This is a genomic window from Paraconexibacter sp., assembly GCF_059438195.1.
Genome location: NZ_JBLKKY010000028.1, coordinates 1 through 20,903 on the forward strand (window position 1 = coordinate 1; position 20,903 = coordinate 20,903).

Genomic DNA, 20,903 nt, shown 5'->3' on the forward strand with positions numbered 1-20,903 from the left:
TTACGCTCACCGTTCCAACAACCCGGTGTTGCGACGACCGCTTGAGAGCAGTCTGGGCACCTCCTCGGGTCTGGTGACCAGCACGACGCCCGGCGGGTGCCGCGTCCGGATAGTGGTCAGCCCTCCTCGAACCCGCTCTGCTCGAACTTCATCGTCGCTGCGTTCTCCGAGACCGTCCGTACCTTCGCGTCGTCAAACCCGCCAGCCGTCGTCGCCTCGATCTCGATCGTGACGTTGAGCGTGACACCCGGCGTCGCGCCCAGCGGGCCGAGAACCTCTTCGGCCAGCTTCTTGAAATCCGATGCGTAGCGGTCGGCCTGCAGGCGCTTGCTTCCGAAGAATCGTGTCTTGCCCGGAGCCGACGTCGGCTCGGTTCCTGGTTCAGGAGAGGTCCCGCCATCCGGTTCCGGGACAGCCCCTCCCCCGGCGGGTGACTCCTCGGGCACTTCGGCGGCCCGCTGCGCCTTGGCCAGCTCAGGTTTGACGATGAGCGTCGCGTCGGTCAATGCCGCCGAGACGTCGTCGGTCGGCAGGACGAGTCCGCGGTACTTCTGAGTTGCCTCGTCGTAGCCGTCGGCGACCGCGAAGCCCTCTTGCTCCCACAGCAGCTGTGGCCCGCCGATGCCGGCGTCCAGCACCGCGCGGTCGCGCAGGCGAGGCATGTAGGGGTACTCGGCGTAGAGCCGCCACAACGCGCCGACCGTCAGGTGACCGTCCTCCCAGAGCTTGGCGGCCGCGCTGTTGAGCTGGTGGCGAATCGCGGGAGCTGCGTGCTGGACCGTGAGGGCGCCGTCGTTTCCGAGGCGACGGCTCACGCGCTCGGCCAGCGACGTCGCTTGTCCCTCGACCTTCGTGGCTTCGATCTCGATGGGCTGCCCGGTCGGGACGAGCGCCCACTGGTAGGCGCCCAACAGCCGCGCCTCGGTGGTCTCGCTTGCCTTGGTCTGGCGCTCGAGGGCCTGGTTCTTCTGGCTCGTCGTCAGGTTGAGGTCGTCCTGCTTCTCCAGGATTCCCGACCAGCCGAGGTACTCGCGCACCGACCGCTCAAGCTCGTCCATGCGGTCTTGGTCACTAGCGAGGTAGACGACCATGTTGCGGTACGTGCGGTTGGCTGCACCGCGCCGCTCGGTCGCGGCCTTCGCGAACGTGACGGCACTCGACTCGCTGAACCCACGCTTGTGGGTGAGCTTCGGGTGCAGGATGACGAGACGCGCCTCGTCGAGGTCCGGGATGTCCGCCGCATCATCCGGGCAGACATGAACGCCGGCGAATGACCCGCGCGTCTTGGCCTGACTGTCGAGGCGACGCGCGATCTCGGCGTAGACCTCCTCGACGTGGAGCCGCTCTGCCTGGTCCTTGGCTCGCCGCGAGATGTTCGCCTGGAGGTCGTACCAGTACCTCCCGCCCGAGCTGTAGAAGTAGGTCGCGCGATCGGCGAGCGCGGCAAGTGCCGAATGGAAGTTCCCCGGGACGTCACCGGGCGCTGCGGTGCCGAGGAAGACGCGCTGCGTCTCCAAGCCCTTGTGCGCCGAACCGATCGTCGGAGCCGCGCCGAAGAACACGGTCCGTGCGAGGCGCCTGGTCAGCGACCGCTGGCCGAACAGCGGCTTGCCCGCGTCGATCTTCACCGGCTCGGCGTTCGGGCCCTCGACGTCGGCGTCGATGACGGCCTTCCACGAATCCTGGAGGTACTGCGTCAGCTCAGCGTTCACCGCGGCGGTCCCGATCGGGATCGACCCGGGCATGATCAGCGGCGACTGGTCTTCGCCCACCCACAACGCGTGGATGACGGTGTTCATCAGGCGCAGCACGCCACGGGTGCGCTGGAAGCGCTCGAGGCTCGACCAGTCCTCGTAGAGGCGGTCAAACAGCTCCGGGTGGATCGGGTAGGTCTGCTTGATGCGGTCCTCGTAGCCGCCGTCGCGCGCCTCGCGTGGAAAGTCGTCGGCGTGCCGGTGGTACAGCTCGACGAAGCCGCGGGCGGTGGCGTTGATCGATGCGAGCGCGTCGGCGTCCGGGGTGACGAACAACCGCTGTCGAACGATGTGGTAGGCCTCGTTCGGCGACGCCGGACGCCACTGGTCGGCGACTCGACGCACCACGTTCTGCAGCCGCTTGAGGGCTTCGAGACCATGTGCCCCGCCGACTTCCTCGGCGTTGCCGGCCACGAGCTTCGCGTCGTCGCCGCTCTCGGAAGCCGGGATCGAAACGGCAAGCAGCACGCCGGGCGTGCCCTTGACCGCCTCGGTCAGCGACTGCGCGAACGTGAACTGATCGTCGAACGTGCCGCCGGCCAGGTCGTCGCGGCCGACCAGGCTCCGCGCGTACGCCACCCACTCGTCGATGAGGATTACCGCCGGCGCGTATGCACCGAGCAGACTGTGGAGCGCCTCGCCGGGTGGTGTGCGTCCCGCATCCGCCTTCTCGACGATCGCAAACGCCTCGCGCCCGCCCAGCTGCCAGGCCAACTCGCCCCAGATCGTGTTGACCTGGGTCCCGTCGTCCTTCACGGAGCCGGACGGCGATGTGTGGTTTCCCACCAGCGCGACCCGCCGAATGCCAGCCGGCAGCTCCGCGAACCGGGTGTCGGCAAGTACCTCCTGGACGTCCTGCGGATAGTCGCCGAGAGGCGTTCCGGATGCCAGGTGCCACAGCGCGAGCATCGAGTGCGTCTTGCCGCCACCGAAGTTGGTCTGCAGGTTGATCACCGGCGAGGCGTTCTGATCGCCGTCGAGGCGACGCACCGCACGGGCGATCAGGTCACGCAGTCCCTCGGTCAGGTACGTGCGCGCGAAGAACTGAACCGGCTCGGCGTAGTCCGTGCCGGCCTCGTCGGTTGCAGCAACCTTGTAGAGGTCAGCGGCGAACTCGGCGGCCTGGAAGTTGCCGGTCGCGACGTCGTCGTGCGGCCGGAGCACCTCGCGCCAAGGGCGCAGGCCCGCGGACTCAGGGGAGACCACGGCCGACTGCAAGACCTTCTTGTCGTCCTTGCTCGCGGTCAAGCGGCGCAGCCCCAGACGGATGCCCTTGACCTCATCAGCCACCGGGGATGCGCCGACGGCGATAAGCAGACGCTCCGCGGTGTCCAAGCATCGGTATGCGTCGTCATCGCTGAACGACTTGTTGTGTGCCCAGTCGTTGCGCGCTTCTCGAAGTTCCTTGCTGTACCCCTGCCCGACACGCCCGATCGCGTCGTCGAACGGGTACCAGCCCGACTTAAGGTTGTGCGGGATGTTCTCGGTGAGCATCCGCAGCTGGACTTGCGGGTCGAGGCGGTGGTACTCCTTGTCCTCGATCCCCTTCTTCTTGTCCTTCATCGCGACGAGAGCGGTCCAGACCGCGTCCTCCGGGAGCTGCGGAGCCACAGACCGCGCGATGAAGTCATCGAGCGCCGGGGCGAGCAACTCGAACATCTTGCCGATCCGGTCGCGGTTAGACATCGCCATCGATCAGCCCTCCCCAAATTCGAACGCCGCCTGCTCACCCGTCGGCGCCGAGCGCGCGGCCTGGATCACGTCCGGCCATGCAGTTGCAACTGTGTTGAACGCAAGCGCGTCCTGCGTCCAACCGTTCTTCTCAGCAATCGAGAACAGCAAGAACGCCAGCTCCTTGACGAGCTCGGTGTCGACTGCGCCGTCAGGCCGTTCGCGCGCGTCAGCAAGGAAGGCTCCCGCAGCGGGAAGGCCATCGCGCTCCAAGAACGCAATGAGATGGTGGAGGACCTCCCAGGTCCCGACGCGATCGTCCGTGATCACGTCGTAATCCTCGGGCATCGCCGAAGGCGACAGGAGCGTTACCTTGCCGGCTGCGCTGACCAGGATTCCGTCACGCACCATGGTCTCAACCGAAGTGTTGCGAGCGCGCGCAAGATCGTCCGCGACTCCGAACTTCCCCGTGGCGTAGCCGTGCTGCCGGTACCAAGCGATCGCAAAGCGTGTCGAGGCGTCGAAGTCGCCTTCCTGCTCATTGAGGACCTGGTCAAGAATCTCGTTGATCCGGGCAAGCGCGGAACGCACCGTCATGGCCGTTCCATCGTTCTCGATCACTTTCGCGTAACGCGAGAACACCGCCATGCCGGGGCCAATGACGGCCTGCGGCAGGTCGACAGGTGCGATGGCACCCTGCTGGAGCTTGCGCAGCGCATCAGGCAGTTCATCGTGCAGCGCGGCGATTAGCCCACGCCGATCGGTCGTCGGGGCGTCCTCGGGACGCGGTCGCAGCGCTAGAACAATCGCCGAAGCGAGAGCGTTCGTCCCGACCGCCAGCATCCGACCGCCGCGCTCGCTCCGCATCGGCCAAGTCGCTGTGATCGCCCAGCCGGACCCGATCATGCCATCGAGCAACGTCTCCCAACCCGTGGAGGCAGTCCCGTCGTCGCCGGAGTCTGACTGTTTGAACGCGTAGTAGACCGTGATCGGAGACGTGTCGGAGGCATGGTCGCGAGCCCGCGCAAACACTTGACGAAAACCATCCTCGAAAAAGGCCTTTGCACCATCGTCGCCATCGTGGCGAAACGGATTGGCAACCAGTTCCTCGGATTTCGGAACGAGCATGGTGCTCAGGAGCTCCGGATGAACTTCTTGAAGTGACCGCCGAAGCCACACGTAAAAGAAGTCGGAGAGGTCGGAGTAGCCGATGTTGTCGTAGTACGGCGGGTCCGTCGAGATGATCGCCCGCCGCCCCACAGCGACAATGGCATCCGCTTGAGCGACGCTCGTCGATGCCTCGCTACCACCCAACCTATCGAGCACTTTTGCGACTGCAATGGTCATCCGGGTTACGCTGCCTGATCTGTCACCGAGCGCGTTCGCCTCAGCGAAGTCCCACATCATCGGAATCGCCTGCCTTGTGAACAGAGTCTTCACGATCTCCATTTGTGGGTTGTTGGCCCAGGCGCAAAGGTTCGACTGATATTCGGTCATCCGGCTCGTGACGAGCCCTAGGTATGTGGCAACCGCATCGGCGTAGGCTTCGGCACCGGTGCCGCCAGCCTCAAGTCGGTCCCCACTCAGTACGCCAGCGGCCAAGTTGTCCCGAAGCACGCGCTCCCGTGCCTCAATGACAAGCTCACTGAAAGTCGTCAGCGCTAGCAGTTGCCGGCTCGTGAAGAGGTCCGCCCAGCGCGTCATTCCGTAGTTCTGAACCCGGAATCCGAGGGCCTCCGTAGGAATGCCTTCCTCAGGCGCGGTCGCTGGTCGCCCTACGTCCGCTGCGGAGCGGTGCTCGTCAGTCGGTGCTAGATACACGCGGCGGCGATCGCCCTCCGCCACGGTTGCCATGAGCGCTGCCCCTAGTCGTCCCGCACGACCTTCCGCTCTCACATGGTCCAAAGCAACAGCCGAGCCGCACGCGACGCACGTCGCGCCGTTACGTCCGACCGTCCCGTCCTCGCTAGTGGTAGGTGCGCCAGTCCTTCCATTACCGATCTCGAACCTCACCCGCTTCCCGCTCGGGTGGTGAGGGTCCGCTGCGATGACGCAACGAATCCACGCCTCCTTACCTTTCTTTCTACCGAGCCACCAAGTACGCACCAGCGGCATCTCGATACCACACACGGGGTTCGGGCAGGTCACCGTGCGGGCCCAGACCCAGGCGATGACAGTTGCTTGTGTCCCATCGGCGAGCGTTGCTTGCGGGTAGTGCAAGCCGATGCGCTGCTGCGCCTGCTCGCACATCCACTCGCCGTAAGCGCGCACGTCAGCGGCGAGCCCTGTGGTTCCTTCCCAGCTACCCACGCGGCCGTCGGCGAGACCGGGGAAGGCCGGAGGCCGGCCGATGAACTTAGACGGGATCTCAATCATGGCCTTGTTGATCAAGACCGCAACAGGATTGAGATCTGACGCTTGCACCTCTAGACCCAGGCGCTGGGCCTCGAGTGGGATGGTTCCACCACCAGCGAACGGGTCCAGGATCGGCGGCAGGTTGTCACCGTTCGACGCTCGAATCTCAGCGCGAGCCTCAGCGAGCAGTTGCTGGTCGTTCGTGTTCTCCCAGACAACCAAACGTTCGATAACGCTGTGGAGCCGCTCACGCTCAGCCCGTTGGGCTTCGTCGGTCGGGAAGCGGTCCGGATTCGATGAAGGATCGTCCACCAGCTGAGCGAACAGAACGGCCCGCGCAGTCGCGAGCGGCCGCCGCGCCCACCATAGGTGCAGCGTTGATGGATGGCCGTCGTGGATGTACTTCTCACGAGTGGATGCTTTATTGATCGCCTCGAGTGGCAGGGCCACCTCAATCAACTTGCGCTTCGATGCGCTCACGCCGTCGTCCCTCGATTTGTCGTGGTCGGTCTCAGAACGGCTCCCGTCCCTGCGCCCAGGTTGTATCCCACTTGCCCCGATGGCCGGTGGCGTCGAAGTCGCCCGCGTCGAAGCGCGCAAACGGATTCTCGAGGTACCGCACCTCGTCGTGATCTGCGCCCCGAGGGTCGACGCGGACGAGCGCCAAGCGATAGCGCGGCGCGCTGTTGCGAGCCGTGAGGACCTCGTTGTGCGTGACGTAGAAGTCCTCTGCACCGGCGATACGCGCTTTGACCTCGATCCGGATCGGATCCTCCCCGTCGCGCTGGGACAGCACGTCGAAGCCTGGATTGTTGAACGCCTGCTCGATGGGCGTTCGCCCTAGCCCGCGCTCGGTGGCGAGGACCAGTTCCACCCCTCGCCGCTCGACCTCCTTCGTCTCAACGGCGTGCACCGGGGCGTCAGCCGGCACCTGGGTCTCAACGGCGGTGAGCGGCAACACCAAAGCTGCGGTGACGACCCGCGGGGGCTTGGCCTGCATCTGTAGCTGACGATCGAGCAACGCGAGTCGCTCGTTACGTCGCCTCTCGAGGTCGGCCGCCTTGTACATCAGGTTGGTCTGGCTCTCCTTGGGCTTCTTGCCAGCCTGCTCCTGCTCATGAGCGACCATCGACTCGAGGATCAGGCGGTTGCTCTCCTGATCAAGGCGTTGCGCAACCTGCTCGCGCACGCGGTGCAACTCCACCTCGCGGCGCACCTTGACCTCGTTCAGGAATGCCGACACCTGGTTGGCGATGATCCAGCTTGCCGCCTGCTCCTCTGCCGCTGGCAGCCAGGGCAGATCCCGCGCCGCCATCACCTCGTCGGTCAACGGTGCTGCGACGCAGTCGAGGTACGGAGCTGGTCCCGCGGCCTCGACATCGCCGTGCTCGTCGATGAACGCGTAGCCGAAGCGCCGGGCGACCGCGGTGTCCGTGGCGTCGGCGACCTCCTCGATCACGCCGACGAGCAGCCGTGGGGCGTCGATCGTCGGTGACACGAGGACGGTGCCGCGCTCGAGCGTCGCGTGCCAGCGGGTCACTGTCTCGTCGGTCACCGCGTCGTGAAGTGGGTGTCCGGGAGCGAGCAGCTCGGCGCGGGCTCCCGCATCATCCAGCACGTGGTCGAGGTCGAAGGTGACGCGCTCGTAGCGGGTGGCAATCGGTCCTCGGCTGATCGTCCGTAGTTCAGCTGGGACGTGCGTGATCTCGAACCGCCCTCGTTCGCGACGACGGATCTTTCCCCCGAGGCGAGTGAAGGCCATCCGGAACGCACCCTCGATGTAGTGGGGCTGCAGACGTCGCGCGCGCGCCTCGTCCATGAGTGCGCGCAGCTGCGCGATGTCCGCGCGCTGGATGGCGTCGGTAGCCAGCGCGCGCTCGGCGAGCAGCTCCTCGATGCCGCGGGCCACCCCGGCGTCGATGACCTTCTCCATGTTCGCCCTGGTCTCGGGCTGTTCGCCGTAGCGGATTGCCTCGATGAGCAGCGTGCGCAACGGCGTCTCGCCGAAAGCCGTGCCGAGAACGTCGAAGACCTTGCCGCCGTAGGCCTTGCGCTGTTCCTCGATCTTCTCCAGCAGCCGCGTGAAGACCTCGCCTTCGCGTGTGTTCTCGGCGACGAGGTTCCACAGCCGGCAGACCTCGTGCTGGCCGATGCGGTGGATTCGTCCGAAGCGCTGCTCGATCCGGTTCGGGTTCCACGGGAGGTCGTAGTTGACCATCAGGTGAGCTGCTTGGAGGTTGAGTCCCTCGCCCGCGGCATCGGTGGCGAGCAGGACCTGGACCTTGGGATTGGACGTGAACTCGGCGGTGACTTGCCGACGTTCAACCCTGCGTACACCCCCGTGAATCGCCTTGACGGCTTCCGGCCGTCCGAGCAGCGAGCTGATGCGCCGTGACAGGTAGTTGAGCGTGTCGCGGTGCTCGGTGAAGACGATGAGCTTGCGGCGCTCGTCCCCCGGTCCTGGCGTTGCGAGGGTGTTGTCCTCGAGGATCGTGCGCAGCTCAGACCACTTGCGGTCCGTGTCCGACGCGCGCACGTGGCCCGCGGCCTTGATCAGATCGCGGAGCTCGAGAATCTCGGTGTCGAGTTCCTCGACCGTCCGTGCAGCGGTCGCGGAGTCGACCAGCTCCTCCTCAATGTTCTCCAGCTCTTCGGCGGAGAACTCGTCGTCGTCGAACTCGTCGAGGTCGCCGACGAGCTCGGCCTGTTTGGGCTCAGCGAGCGTGCCGCCGGTGAGCACCTCCTGCTTGCGGCGTTCGAGACGTTCGACTCGGCGTTCCAGTGAGCGGTAGATGGCCTCGGGGCTGGAGGCGAGCCGGCGTTGGAGGACCGTCAGGGCGAACCCGACCGTGTTGCGGCGTTTGCCGTCGAGCTTCGCGGCGCGGTTCATTCCTTCGCGCACGTAGGTGGTGACCTGCTCGTAGAGGTCCTGCTCGAGCTCGGTGAGCTCGTACGGGACGGTCTCGGCGATCCGCTCGGGGAACAGCGGCTTGCCGTCGAAGGTCAGAAGGTCTTCCTTGACCATCCGGCGCATGACGCCAGACGTGTCGGCGGCGTGGACCGTGGACTGGTACTTGCCCTCGAAGCGATCGCGGTCGAGCAGCGTGAGGAAGAGCTGGAAGTCCTCCTCCTTCCCGCTGTGGGGTGTGGCGGTCATGAGGAGCAGATGGCGGGCGATGTCGCCGAGCATCTCTCCGAGGAGGAACCGCTTGGTCTTCTTCAGCTCGCCGCCGAAGTAGTGCGCGCCCATCCGGTGCGCCTCGTCGACGACGACGAGGTCCCACTCGGACTTGCTCAGTTCGGCGAGCAGGGTCTCGTTGCGTGCGAGCTGATCCATGCGCGCGATGACGAGTGGATGCTGCTCGAATGCTGTCGTGCCGAACACCGTCTCGCCGAGCTGCGGGGTGAAGATCTCGAACGCGAGCCCGAACTTCAGGTAGAGCTCGTCTTGCCACTGCTCGACCAGGCCGCCAGGGGCGACGATCAGGCAGCGCTTGACGTCCTCTCTGAGGATCAGCTCCTTGATGTAGAGCCCGGCCATGATGGTCTTGCCGGCGCCGGGATCGTCGGCGAGCAGGAACCGCAGCGGCGTGCGCGGCAACAGCTCGCCGTAGACCGCGCGCAGCTGGTGAGGCAGCGGCTGGATGTCCGAGGTCGTCACGGCCAGCATCGGATCCGAAAGGCCGGCCAGCTTGATGCGCTGGCACTCGGCGACGAGCTTGAAGTCGGCTGCGATGGCGTCCAGCGGCCGGGCCTGCGCCAGCACGACGTTCAGCGTGTCTTCGGCGTCTCGGCCCAGGACGCGCTGCCCGAGCTCGCCCTCTGCTGTCTTGTAGGTGAGCTCGATCGCGTCGCCACCGTGCGGCTGCACGGCGATGACTGAGACGCGTTGCCCGGGGATCACGCCAGCGAGATGCAGGCCGGGCTTGAGATCCTCGAGTTTGGACATGGGGGCAATTAGTCGTCGACCGTACCGGGTTCGATCTGACGCTCGGTGTGCGACTCGCGCTGCGCTATGACCGCTCCCTACGGTGCCGCGAAGCTGTCGACTTCGCCATCGCACGCTCGCACGCTTCGCGCACCGGCCCAATGGGTCCCAGCGCGTCGATGACGTCGCCCATTCCCATCTCGGCGTCAGACATGATCGGTTCCGAGTCCCATGCCGAGGATGCCTGCGTGCCGGCGTGCTGTTGGGTGGCGGTGACCAGCGCCGAGTAAGCCGTCCGGACCGCCGGGTCTGGGTCGGCGCGCATCAGCGCCGCGCAGCTGGCCAGCTCGGCTTGGACATCGGCGAACCGCTCGGTCAGGCGAGCCCGTTCGGCGCTGGGTTCGTCGTGACGTCGGCGCCGGATCAAGAACGGCATCTCGAAGTACCGAGCGATCGCTTCGAGCGCGCGCGCATGGATCTCACGACGCCGACGCCGCTCCTCGCGGGCGCCGTTCACGAAGAGCGTGATCGCGACACCCACCAGCGCGAACATCGGCCCGAAGTCGCGCACGACGTCTCCCAAGGAGTGGCCGCAGATCAAGGCGGTGATCACGCTCAAGGCCCTTCGCCTCCGCACGTCGTGCAGGCCTTGGGCCGCGGGTGCATGCCGGGCGACTCCTCGCCCGGCCATGAGTCACCCGCGCGGCAGACGGCCTCCTGGAAGAGGTGCCGCGCGACGTGGGCGCCGAGCTGGTCCAGCCCGTCGGCCATGGTCCACTTCTGCTCGGGGGCATCCGGGTCGAACCACATGCACAGCGACTGATCGCCGAAACGGTGCCGTCGACAGTCCGGCGCGTCCTTCACATGGACGACCGCGCTCATGCCATCCGATCCGATGCCGATGCGGGCCATCACCGTCACCTGCTCGCCCGTTGCCGGGACGGCCAGCGGGAAGGTGTACTCGACGCCCGATGCGGTGGCGCGTTCGCGCACGGGGATCTCGGTTCCGCCGTAGAGGATCACGGGCACCGTCAGCCGCCGTGGGAGCGCGTCGTCTTCTTCAGCTCGGGCACTCCCAGCGCCGCCCCGACCGCCGCAGCGTTCCCCGAACGAAGCGCCGGGTTCAGCGGGCTGCTGCGCGTCAGGGACTGGTGACGCGCACGGATCTCGTCGATCTCCACGCCGAACAGCGCCGACAGGATGCGGCGGGCCTCGGCGAGACTTGACGCGTCGGCTGCCGACTGGACGATGCGGGCCATCTGCGCCAGCCGCTCGGCGGACTGCTCGTTGGTCATCCCGTCGGGCAGCGCGATGGGGTCAGCGACACCGGCGGGGTCGTCCGTCAGGCCCGCCGCGATGCTCGTCGACGCGTCGGCGAGCAGGGACGTCAGTGCGGTGGCCAGCGGCTCGCGCTCATCCACGTGCTCAAGACCGAGCGCGCTGAAGTTCCACGAGCACATCGCGGGCGTGCGCGGCTCCTGGCCGTCCCGCTTGATGGCACGCTTGCCGAGGCGAATGAGGTGCGCCCGGTGAACGACGAGCTCCTGCGGATCGCGCTCGGTCATGAGCTCGGTGTGCTTCTGAGGGTCCGCGGCGTCCCAGCCGTTCTCGCGGCGGTTGGGGATCCAGATGCCCGGCGCGTCGCGGCGGTCGAGGCCGACGATCAGATCGACGTAGGGATCGACCTCGCCGAGCTCGCCGAAGTCGACTCGCGAGTTGAACATGAACTTGATCGCGCGATTGCCGCTCAGGTCGACGTCGGCGTCCGGGTAGCCGGCGGCGCGGACCTCAGGAAGGATCGCTTCGGCGAACGACTGGATGAACATCTCGGGCCCCAGCCCGGTGCCTTCGGCGTCCGGACCGTATGCGCGGAACTCCACGGAGCGCCGGTCGACCATGACGCCGCAGTCGGCGTCGCCGAGCGGGGAGTTGTGCGTGCCGTGCGCGATCGAGCCGGAGTACCACGTGGCGCGCGCCGCCGGGTGACGCATCGCGAGTTCGCACACGAGGTTGCGACGGGCCTTGGCCTCCGCCAGGACGTCCTTCGGGACAGCGATGTGCCGAAGGATCTCTTCGAGGGCCTTGTCGCCCGGGCGCGGAGCCAGGGGCGGATAACGGTATGCCTGCATGCCAGACCTTTCCTGTTGGACGACTAACGCGGCATGGGGGACCAACCCCAAGCAACAGGAAGGCAAGCAAACGGTCCGGACGGAAAACTCGACGGCCCGCCACCCGGGTGGTTAGTCCGGGTATGGGCGGGCCGCCGCACAACAGCGTTAGTTAGGTCCGGCACGTGGAGTTCTACATGTGAGGGCCGACGGATGCCGGCCCGCCGTCGCATTCAACCCCGGTTCGCGTGCGCTCATCGAAGCTGCTTGCGCGCCTCGAAGAGGTAGGAGTACGCGCTGCCCTCGGCCTTGCCGGGAAGCATCCCCAAGCCAGCGCCGAGCGCGGCCAGCGCGGCCGGGACTGGATTGCCGGTGGCCACCGACCATGCGGCGCCCGAGATCCCCAGCCCGAATCCGGACACCGCCTTCGGACTGCGCCATGCCTTGCTCGCACGCTCCCGCAGATCCCGTGCTTCGTCCTGGAGATCGGCTCGCCGATCGGCCAGCGCTCGCGCGCGGTCGGCCGCTTCTATGACCGAGAGTTCGAGTGCGAATGCGCGCAGGTTCTGCATGTAGCGCCGGTGCGCGCCGGCGGACTCCCGCTTGAACGCCAGCACGTCCTCCAGCGGGATCGTCTCGAGGTCCACGCTCACGACCTCGAGGTCGAAGTCGACGACCTGACCGCGCGACGGCATCACATCAACCTCGAGCAAGCGACGGAATCCGCTGCCCGTCCCTCGGCCGTTGGTCACGGGATGAAGATCGAGGCCGTGCCTCGCCCCGGTCGTCCGTGCGAGCTGCGCGAGGATCAGCAGGTAGGCGCTCCGCACGACCGGATGCATCGGCACCGAGACGCCGTCCTCGGTCGCCTTCGCGAGGCCACGTTCCTTGAGCTTCGCGTTCACCGACTCCGCCACAGCGCGGAGCGACGCCATCCCCATCCGCGACATCGAGAGCTCGGCCAACCGGTCGACCTCGCCCAGGCCGTCGAATGCCCCGCCCGCGACGAGCGCCTCGATCACGTCCGCCAACTGGGCGGCAGTCGCCTCGTCCACGAAGGTCTCGGGCTCGATCACGCGCAGAAGACCGAGATCTTCGACCGGACCTGCGAGCGTCGGGTCCGCGCTGACGTGGCGCCCGCGCATGTACTCCGGCAGCAGGATCGCGATCTCGTCGAAGAACAGCAGCAGGCTCTTGACCCAGCTGCCCTCGTCAGCCTGCCAGTACGGCTCGGGGTAGTAGTAGGCGATCTCGCTGGGCGCGGCTTGGGCATCCACCGGGACGAATCGTAAGACCGGGCTTCCCGCGCCTCGGTCCCCGACCACGTCGCCGCCGACCGCCTGACGTGTACCGCCCGGTCGACACACCCGTCTCAGCCACCAGCTGAGGACCGCGTCACCGCTCCGTCGCGTCACCGCCGTACCTTGGCTGGCCCATGTTGCGCAGCGCCCGCACCACCGGCTGTCTCACCTGTGGAAACGACGATGGCCGGTTCGAATCCGTCGAGCACGTGATCCCGGCGGCTCTCGGCAACACCGAGTCGTCCGGACTGGTCGAACGCGAGCTGACGATCCCCAAGGGCGAGACCTGTACGAAGTGCAACGGCCAGCGGCTCTCGCGCGCGGACCTCGCTCTCGCCGAATGGCCACCGATCTCGGTCTTTCGCTCGCTTGGCCTCATCCGTAAGCGTCGCGGGGGTCTGGCCGACGCGGTTGCGGGCACCGCCTGGCGCCTGGACCTGGGCGAGTCAGACCGCCGCGACTTCTCGCTGTACGTCGACGCTGACACAAGTTCGGCGTCACGCCGCGACGACGTAGCGCGGGCACTCTGCAAGATCGCGCTGGAGACGCGCTGGCTGCAAGATCCGAAAGACGCTCGGAGCGCTCGCTGGGATGCGATCGCGAATGCCGCGATCGGAGGTGAGCTGCCCAACGAGCTCGCGATGGGCCTCGTCCAGCCCGCATCGCCCTTCGACGTCGACCTCACGCCGCACGCCGACGTCCTGGCCACGCCGAACGAGACGACCTTGCGTCTCGGCTGTCGCGTCGAGGTCGTCGGTCTCGCGCTCCTGCTGATCGTCGGCACCCCACCGGCGCGGATGCCGCGAACGCAGTGGTGGACTCTCCACGACGAGGCCAGGACGCTTGAAGGACCGAGCCTCATGTGGGCGCGCTTCGACGGTCGCGCCGACTCCGCCACCCGTCTCACCGGGACGAGCGACACGCCCGCGAACAAGCGCATCGTGTTGCCGACCATCGCGGGCGCCCAGTTGCAGATCACGCCGGGCGCCACGCGCGACTCCTAGGCTGACGGCCTCGCGGTGTGCGCGCGCGGGCTCGACCGCTTAGTCTTGAGCCGCGGTCCTGCCGTCGTCGCGCGCCGACCCCCGAAGCCCCGTCTTCGCTCAGGAGTGGTACCAGTTGGCGGGAATGAGAGCGTCACCTCCGCGCCAACGCTGGATCACTGAATTTGCGAACCAGTCGTCCTCGAAGTCCGCGTGGTCGAGCGCGATCACCTGCAACTTGCCAGCGAGCTGTTGCACGACATCGAAGGTAAGCTTGTAGAGCTTGCGCGTGTTCTCGCGGTCGGTGTCGGTGAGCTCGTCCAGGTCGCCGCCGGTCTCGCGGTCTCGCGGGAAGAACGCCTGGCTGGGCTGATCGAGGACGATGAACGACGGGACGGGCCGCTGGCGCTTGATGAAGAAGTCCTGCAGAGCGAGGTAGGTCGTGAGGTGGTACCCCACCCAGTTCATGCCGCTGCCGATGCCGCCGGCGTTCATGTACGCAGGCCCTTGCGGGGTATCGGCCACGATGGTGAGCTCGTCGATGTCGATGAGCGCTCCGTGGTCGGCGTGCTCGAGGTCGAGCGCCTGCGCCCAGGTGGTCATCTGGCGGCTGACGGTACGTAGTAGCGACGTGGTCCGCGATCGCACGGCGTCGCTGTCGAGCGTCTCCACGAGGGAGGCGACGAGCTGTTCTGCGGACGTGACCTCGCGGCGCAGGCGCTCGAGCTCCTCATCTCCGGTGTCGTCGGAGCTGTCGAGGTACAGCGCGATGCGGCCGCGGACGTAGCTCTGCACGTTGACTGCGTCGCGTGCTCGCTGGACTGTCTCGTCCCGGGCCGCGAGCGCGTTGAGCGCTTGGTCGACGTCGCGGATCTCGTCGCGCGCGGTCCGCTGACGCTCGATCAGCGCGGTGCGCGCCGAGTCGATCCGCGGTGTGTCACGTCGCGCGAGCTCAAGTCGCCGCCCAGCCCGCCCGAGCGCGCGTTCGACCGTGTCACGCGGTTCGGCGTCTTCGCCCAGGCTCTGCCCGCAAAGCGCGCAGGTCGCGTCGGCATCCTCAGCGGGGATCAGTCCGATCGACGCGAGGCGGGCCTGTTGCTCGGCCAGCTCGGTCGAGTGGTTGTGGTCGGCGGTGGCGAACTGCTCGACAGCGCGAAGTTGCTCCCCGACGTCGCGCACACGGTCGCTGAGCTCGCGTCGGCGGTCGCGGAGACGGTCGAACTCCGCGCCCGACTCGACGGCCTCCGCAACGGCGGCGGGGTTGTCGACGATGCGCCGAAGCTCCGCACGGGCCGCAGCAAGATCAGCCACCTCCGGGCGATCAGCGAGCAGGCCGACGTCGAGGCTCTCGGTCAGCAGCGCGCCGGCTCGATCGAGCCCGGCCGCCCGCTCGGACTCCGCGGCCCGTAGCCGCTGGCTCAGGCGGCGTAGGTCGCGGCGGCGATCGACGAGCTCTTCGCGCTTGCGCAGGTCGTCGGCGCCTTGCGCTCCGAGGAAGTAGGGCAGCGTGTCCCGGATCGTCTGCGGAATCCACTCGCGATTCTGGCGATGGAACAGGATCTCCGGGTTGGCGATCTCACCCTGCCCCTGGAAGCAGTAGTAGAGCGCGTGCACGAACGACGCCGTGAGCGCCCGTCGCGTCTGCCCGAGCCGCGGCTCGTTGCGGTTGTCCTCGACCCCGAGCAGGCCACCGAGGTAGTCGCGCAGCGCTCCGCGCGACGTGTTGTGCTCCAACTCGTCGAGCGGCGGCGTCGTGATGCCCCCGACGACCAGCATCGCGTCGTTGCTCTCGTGGTCTCCATCGGGCGCCTTGCGCGCGACGAAGAAGCGCGTGTCGCCGACGTGGGCGTGGAGGGCGTACCAGGCCACGCTCTCCTGGATCGGCCCGAATGGCACGTTCGGCTTGCCGCTGCCCAAGAGGAACCGCACGATGTTGATGAGGCTCGACTTGCCGGTGCGCGAGTCCCCGGTGATCACGTTCAGCGCGCCGGGCTTGAACTCGATCGCGCGGGTCTCGCCGTCGGCGTTGAAGAGGACGAGCTTGTCGAGCTGCATCATGGCCGCAGTCCCCACAGGGCGAGCACGGTCAGAGCGTCGGGCTGCTCCGCGAACCAGCGTCCCAGGAACCCGGCCTTGTCGATGCAGGCGTCGACCTCGCCGCTGCGTGCCATCCCTCTCGGGCGCCGACGGAGCGCGAGGGCGCGTAGCGTGCCGTTCTCGCCGATGAGCACTCCATGCCGCAGGCCCATCGTGAGCCCGGACGACACGAGCGGTCGCAGCGCTCGGGTCCGTACGTCTAGCCCTGCTGACGCGTCGGGGTGGTTCCTGATCCACTCACCCATCTGCGTGGTGACATGGGTCGGCAGCTGGCGACGCGTTGGGCCGTGGAGCGCGAGCGGCGCAACGAGGTAGGCCAGGATCACGGGGAGAAGCCCGCCGCCGGCGCGCTGCTCGTGCTCCTCCGCAGCGCGGCGGATCATCAGGGCGAGGAAGGCGGCATTGAAGAGGGCCTGCTCCTCGACGGGCCGCGTGTCGGCGACGGTGACGCTCACGCGGCCTCGCCGGCTGCGGTCTGGTCGGCGACCTCGCCGAGACGGTCGCGGAGGTGCTCCAGCCACTTCGGGTGCCAGCCGATCTCCAGGCGGTCTGCGATGACGTGCAACGACCCACGGGCGACCCAGCCCTCCCGGACGTCGCGGCGGATCGGCGCCAGGTCGCTGCGGTCGAGCTCGACGAAGCGCTCGGCCGCCTCGCGTCGCAGCGCCCCCTCGTCGAGCTCGCCTTCGGCGTCGTCGTCGCTGACCGGCAGGAAGTGGCGCGCCCACGCCTCCTTGAGCTCACGGTCGTACCGGCCAAGCTCACCCACCTCGAGCAGCTGGTCACGCTGCCACAAGGAGCGCTGTGCGAACGCGCGGTTGTGGTCGTAGATGCACCTGCGCATCCGCTCGCTGCCGAGCGCGACGAGGCGCAGCTGCGCCACGAAGATGCGGTCGCTCTCGGAGACGTCCTGCTCGCTGGGCTCGGCCATGTCCAGAACATCGATCGGGAGGTTCTCGTCGCGCAGCGCGTCGGCGATCTCCAGCAGCTCGGACTCGAGCTCCGCGGCACCGATCCGGTCGTGCTCCCCCCGGGCGACAGCGGCGAGGTGGGCGATCGCGCGCTTGTGCCACCAGCCGCGCAGCCGGTCCACCAGCGCGGTGCGCCGTGCGGGCTTGACGCTCTTGCGCACGGCGCGCTCGAGCTGCTGCTGCACCTCGTCGGCGGGCAGCACGCCGTCGATGATGTCCACACGCGCGAGCAAGCCGCGGCGATCGTCGGCATGGAGATCGAGGAACGCCTTGTAGTAGTCGCCGTTCGAGACGCTCTCTGAGGTCCGCGCAGTGCGCTCAAGCCGCTCCTGGGCCTCGGCGACGTCGCGATCAGCGCCGACCCGCAGCAGCTGGGCCGTGGGCCCCGCGCCTGCGACCGCGAGCAATACGAGTCGCGTCATCGCGTCGCCCGGCTCGCCGATCCAGTTCGCCAGGGTCTTCCAGAGGTCCGTGCTCGCGTCTGTCAGCGAGCGCGTCGCGTTGATCGTGTGCTTGGTCTGCCACTTCTCGGTGGCGTCGTCGGTCTCGGCGTCGTGGAAGACGATGTCGTCGAGCGTCTCGATGCTGACGGCGAAGTCGTCCTCGTCGTCCATCCGCTCGAGCGCCGCCAGCAGGGCGTAGTCGACCTGTGCGATGTATCCGAGCGCCGGACCTGCCGCACCGAACGCGGATGTCGGGGTGGGCTCGGTCATGCCCAGACGCTATCCGCCGCGCCCGATGGCCGCCGGGGCCCCTGGTTCGGAGGCGCGATCGCGACAAAAACCAGCGACAAAATCTCGATCGCGGTACTATGTCCCAAGAAGAAGAGCCTGCTTTGCAGGCTCTTCTAGCGCGCCCGAGAGGATTCGAACCTCTGACCTTCGGTTCCGTAGACCGACGCTCTATCCAGCTGAGCTACGGGCGCAGCGACAGGGGAGTCTAGCGAGGTCGCCGCGCGGCGCGTCGCGAGCCGCGAGCCGACGGGCCTCTTTGCATGTCGGCAGCCAACGGTGGCCGTCGAGATGCAAAGAGTGCCGGGGGCTCGGGAGGCTCAGCGCACGTCGATGAGGTCCACGACGAAGACGAGGGTCTCGTCGGGGCCGATGACGCCGCCGGCGCCGCGCTTGCCGTACGCGAGCTCGGGGCTGATCGTGAGGCGGCGCCGGCCGCCGACCTTCATGCCCTCGACGCCCTGCTCCCAGCCGGGGATGACCTCGCCGCGGCCGAGGCCGAACGAGAAGGTCGAGTTGCGGTCCCACGAGGCGTCGAACTGCTTGCCGGTCGAGAACGACACGCCGACGTAGTGCACCTCGACGGCATGTCCCTTCGTCGCCGTCTCGCCGTGCCCCTCCGTGATGTCGTGCACGTCGAGCCCGTAGGGAGCGGGCTTCTCGGCCGGAACATCGACCTCGGGCTTCTCGATCTTGTCCATGTCCCGGACGGTATCGGGCGACGGAGCCCGTGCCGGTGTCGGACGTCGATCTGCACCCCCGCCGGTGTCGGACGTCGATCTGCACCCCTTGGAGGGGGTGAGGATCGACGTTCGCGCCGGGCCGGGGTGCAGATCGACGTTCGACCCGCGCCCGCGCGACCCGGGGGTGCAGATCGACGTTCGTTCACGCGCGTCGCAGCGTGCCCGCCCGCCAGCGCGGCACGAGCCCGACTCCCGCGGTGAACGCCGCGATGCCGCCGAAGAGCGGCCACATCCCTCCGAGCCCGGCCCCCGGCGACCCGCGCACGACGCGGAACTCGCGCTCCTCGCGCAGGATGCCCCGACGACCACGCCGGCCCCACGGGACGTGACGACACGTCACCGCGACAGGACCCGCCGACGGGGTGAAGGTGCCGATCGTCGCGTCGCGGTCGACCTCGACGCTCGAGCCCTGCCTGTTGCCCTGGAACCGCGCCGTCCGCCCGTCCCGCGACACGACGGCGCACGCCGTCCCGGCGACGACGACGTCACGCCGGTTCGACAGCCGCGGCGTGCGGATCCAGACGGCGTGCTCCTCCTCGGCACCGGCGGCGAAGACGGCCGCCGGCGTCGCGGCCGCGCCGAGCGCGGCGACCGTGCCGGTCGCGACGACGTCGTCCTCGTCGACGCCCGCGTCGAGGACGAGCCGCGTGACGCCGTACGCCGACGCGCCCGCACCGGCGACGACGAGCACGAGGACGAGGAGGCCGAGGAGGGGGTTGCGGCGCCGGCGCAGACCGGAGCCCGGCCCTCCGACGGCCCACCCCGCGCGCTCGACGTCGGGATCGCTCACCGGCCGACCGGCGGCCAGCAGTAGCGCGGGCGCGGCTCGCTCACGGTGACGTCGCCCTCGAGCGTGAAGAAGTCGTAGACGTCACCGGCCCGCTCGAGCGTGCGCTCGAGCCGGCTCGGCGGCCGCGGCACGGGCTCGCGCAGGCCGAGCCCGCGCGTGAGGTCGGCCTGGAGCTCGGTGGAGGCGTAGCGCGCGAACCGCTCGCGGCCCTCCGCGTAGGCGGGCCGGTCGCGGTAGGCGACGACGACGTGATGCCCGCCCGCCATCCGCGCGCGGTCCTTGCCGTCGGCGCACGGCAGGTCCGGGCCGCCTCCCGTGCGGCGCACGAATCCGCGCGCGCTCGTGCGCTCCATGAGGTCGAGCGGCGGGTCGTGCGTCACCTCGGCGGCGAAGGCATCGGAGGGCGCGATCCCGACGACGTCGAGGTACGCGCGCAGCAGCTCGACCGGCGTAAGCGGCAGGTGCGGGAACGGGGACGGCAGGACGGGCCTGTGCTGGCGGACGGGGTGGACCGCCCGCGCGATCGACTCCCACTGCAGGACGTCGACGCGCAGGCCGTCGGGCGGGGCCGCGGCGACCGGCCAGGGACGCGGCGCGTCGGCCGCCCGGCGGAGGGCGTCCCCTCCGCTCGCCGCGACGAGCACGTGCACGCCGCGGACGCCGGCGATGACGCGCCCGATCTCGTCGTCGCCCCCGCTCGTCTTGTCGATGACGACGTCGCGCGCGACACCGAGCGTCGCCTCGGGACCGATGCCCGCGCGCGCGAGGAGGTCGAGGGCGACGTCCTCGTCGAGGGGCGCGCGCTCCCCCACGCGCCGGGCGACGATCTGGTCGCGGGCCTCGAGGGAGACCGCGACCGGCGGCGGGGCGGGCGGGAGCCCCTCGGGCGCCGCGTGGACGACGTCCCACTCGACGACGCGGTTCTTCTCGCTCCCCATCTTCGACGGGCTGATGAAGTCGGGGACGCGCGCGGCGCCGTAGACGAGGTCGGGCCGGCCGGCGAGCCCGCTCGAGGCGAGGAAGTCGCACACCTCGGCGACCTGGCTCTTGCCGCGGGTCGCGATCCGCGTGACGCGGACCGGGTGGCGGTCCGGCGCGAGATACGGCTCCCGGGCGCGGTCGCGCGCCGCGCGCTCGGCATCGCGCTGCGCCGCCCACGCGGCGGGATCCTCGATCGCGTCGCGGACCTTCGGCGCCTTCCCGAGGCCGTTCGCGACGAGCCCGGCTTCCCCCTGGAGCACCGCCCCGACGAGCCGCGGGTCGGGCAGGTCCTCCGCAGGGACGCCCGCCCGCGCCGCCGCGGCGTGCGCCTCCCACGCCTCGTGGCGCTCCCGCTCGGCCGGCGTGAGCTTCGCGACGTCCGCCGCGTCCATCTTGTCGCCGAGCGCGTCCATCTTGTCGACGGCGGCTCCGAGCAGGCGGCGCAGACCCATGCCGCGGACGATACGCCGCCTTCCTGGCACGCGGGTCT

Annotated in this window: 14 protein-coding genes and 1 tRNA gene; 1 reads left to right on the forward strand and 14 read right to left on the reverse strand. The window is 68.5% G+C overall.

The genetic code is table 11. From position 1 onward, the window contains the following. Nucleotides 1–116: 116 nt before the first annotated feature. The 7 genes from ACME2J_RS11170 to ACME2J_RS11200 all read right to left on the reverse strand — a co-directional run bounded on the left by ACME2J_RS11170 (nucleotide 117) and on the right by ACME2J_RS11200 (nucleotide 13,093). A complete protein-coding gene (locus ACME2J_RS11170; RefSeq protein WP_495544993.1) occupies nucleotides 117–3,446 on the reverse strand; it encodes a Swt1 family HEPN domain-containing protein in 3,330 nt (1,109 codons plus the stop codon). A gap of 3 nt (nucleotides 3,447–3,449) precedes the next feature. Further along, nucleotides 3,450–6,260 (reverse strand): DUF1156 domain-containing protein, encoded by a 2,811-nt coding sequence (locus tag ACME2J_RS11175; RefSeq protein ID WP_495544994.1) that lies wholly within the window; start codon nucleotides 6,258–6,260, stop codon nucleotides 3,450–3,452. Between the two features lie 31 nt (nucleotides 6,261–6,291). After that, the gene (locus ACME2J_RS11180; protein WP_495544995.1) at nucleotides 6,292–9,729 is read right to left on the reverse strand and encodes a helicase-related protein; all 3,438 of its coding nucleotides are present in this window, start codon (nucleotides 9,727–9,729) and stop codon (nucleotides 6,292–6,294) included. 64 nt (nucleotides 9,730–9,793) lie between these two features. Then, nucleotides 9,794–10,327, reverse strand: a complete 534-nt coding sequence (locus tag ACME2J_RS11185) for a hypothetical protein (protein WP_495544996.1) — start codon at nucleotides 10,325–10,327, stop codon at nucleotides 9,794–9,796. Beyond that, nucleotides 10,324–10,731, reverse strand: a complete 408-nt coding sequence (locus tag ACME2J_RS11190) for a hypothetical protein (protein ID WP_495544997.1) — start codon at nucleotides 10,729–10,731, stop codon at nucleotides 10,324–10,326. The genes ACME2J_RS11185 and ACME2J_RS11190 overlap by 4 nt, the downstream gene beginning before the upstream one ends. Nucleotides 10,732–10,739: 8 nt before the next feature. Continuing rightward, on the reverse strand, nucleotides 10,740–11,837 hold the full coding sequence (locus ACME2J_RS11195; protein WP_495544998.1) for a hypothetical protein: 1,098 nt from the start codon (nucleotides 11,835–11,837) through the stop codon (nucleotides 10,740–10,742). A gap of 233 nt (nucleotides 11,838–12,070) precedes the next feature. Next, complete coding sequence (locus ACME2J_RS11200; protein WP_495544999.1) at nucleotides 12,071–13,093, reverse strand: hypothetical protein; 1,023 nt, start codon at nucleotides 13,091–13,093, stop codon at nucleotides 12,071–12,073. A 158-nt stretch (nucleotides 13,094–13,251) separates the two neighbouring features. On the opposite strand from ACME2J_RS11200, the gene ACME2J_RS11205 reads away from it, so the two are divergent. Then, complete coding sequence (locus ACME2J_RS11205) at nucleotides 13,252–14,121, forward strand: hypothetical protein (protein ID WP_495545000.1); 870 nt, start codon at nucleotides 13,252–13,254, stop codon at nucleotides 14,119–14,121. Nucleotides 14,122–14,220: 99 nt separating this feature from the next. Here the strand turns inward: ACME2J_RS11205 and ACME2J_RS11210 are convergent, their stop codons facing one another. From ACME2J_RS11210 to ACME2J_RS11240, 7 genes are all read right to left on the reverse strand, one after another. Beyond that, nucleotides 14,221–16,155: a DUF3732 domain-containing protein gene (locus tag ACME2J_RS11210; RefSeq protein ID WP_495545001.1), complete on the reverse strand. Its 1,935-nt coding sequence runs from the start codon at nucleotides 16,153–16,155 to the stop codon at nucleotides 14,221–14,223. After that, a complete protein-coding gene (locus ACME2J_RS11215) occupies nucleotides 16,155–16,652 on the reverse strand; it encodes a three component ABC system middle component (protein WP_495545002.1) in 498 nt (165 codons plus the stop codon). Before ACME2J_RS11215 ends, ACME2J_RS11210 begins: the two co-directional genes overlap by 1 nt. Next, nucleotides 16,649–17,881, reverse strand: coding sequence for an ABC-three component system protein (locus tag ACME2J_RS11220; protein ID WP_495545003.1), 1,233 nt, complete (start codon nucleotides 17,879–17,881; stop codon nucleotides 16,649–16,651). Before ACME2J_RS11220 ends, ACME2J_RS11215 begins: the two co-directional genes overlap by 4 nt. A 138-nt stretch (nucleotides 17,882–18,019) precedes the next feature. After that, nucleotides 18,020–18,093 (reverse strand) — tRNA-Arg (locus ACME2J_RS11225). 126 nt (nucleotides 18,094–18,219) lie between these two features. Next, the gene (locus ACME2J_RS11230; RefSeq protein ID WP_495545004.1) at nucleotides 18,220–18,600 is read right to left on the reverse strand and encodes an FKBP-type peptidyl-prolyl cis-trans isomerase; all 381 of its coding nucleotides are present in this window, start codon (nucleotides 18,598–18,600) and stop codon (nucleotides 18,220–18,222) included. Between the two features lie 184 nt (nucleotides 18,601–18,784). Continuing rightward, nucleotides 18,785–19,432 (reverse strand): hypothetical protein, encoded by a 648-nt coding sequence (locus tag ACME2J_RS11235; protein ID WP_495545005.1) that lies wholly within the window; start codon nucleotides 19,430–19,432, stop codon nucleotides 18,785–18,787. After that, nucleotides 19,429–20,865 (reverse strand): hypothetical protein, encoded by a 1,437-nt coding sequence (locus ACME2J_RS11240; RefSeq protein ID WP_495545006.1) that lies wholly within the window; start codon nucleotides 20,863–20,865, stop codon nucleotides 19,429–19,431. Before ACME2J_RS11240 ends, ACME2J_RS11235 begins: the two co-directional genes overlap by 4 nt. Nucleotides 20,866–20,903 lie beyond the last annotated feature (38 nt).

Excerpts from the sequence above, each read along its gene's own strand:
- ACME2J_RS11170 (WP_495544993.1), bottom strand. The coding sequence starts at position 3,446 with ATGGCGATGTCTAACCGCGACCGGATCGGCAAGATGTTCGAGTTGCTC.
- ACME2J_RS11180 (WP_495544995.1), bottom strand. The coding sequence starts at position 9,729 with ATGTCCAAACTCGAGGATCTCAAGCCCGGCCTGCATCTCGCTGGCGTG.
- ACME2J_RS11195 (WP_495544998.1), bottom strand. The coding sequence starts at position 11,837 with ATGCAGGCATACCGTTATCCGCCCCTGGCTCCGCGCCCGGGCGACAAG.
- ACME2J_RS11205 (WP_495545000.1), top strand. The coding sequence starts at position 13,252 with ATGTTGCGCAGCGCCCGCACCACCGGCTGTCTCACCTGTGGAAACGAC.
- ACME2J_RS11210 (WP_495545001.1), bottom strand. The coding sequence starts at position 16,155 with ATGCAGCTCGACAAGCTCGTCCTCTTCAACGCCGACGGCGAGACCCGC.
- ACME2J_RS11220 (WP_495545003.1), bottom strand. The coding sequence starts at position 17,881 with ATGACCGAGCCCACCCCGACATCCGCGTTCGGTGCGGCAGGTCCGGCG.
- ACME2J_RS11230 (WP_495545004.1), bottom strand. The coding sequence starts at position 18,600 with ATGGACAAGATCGAGAAGCCCGAGGTCGATGTTCCGGCCGAGAAGCCC.
- ACME2J_RS11240 (WP_495545006.1), bottom strand. The coding sequence starts at position 20,865 with ATGGGTCTGCGCCGCCTGCTCGGAGCCGCCGTCGACAAGATGGACGCG.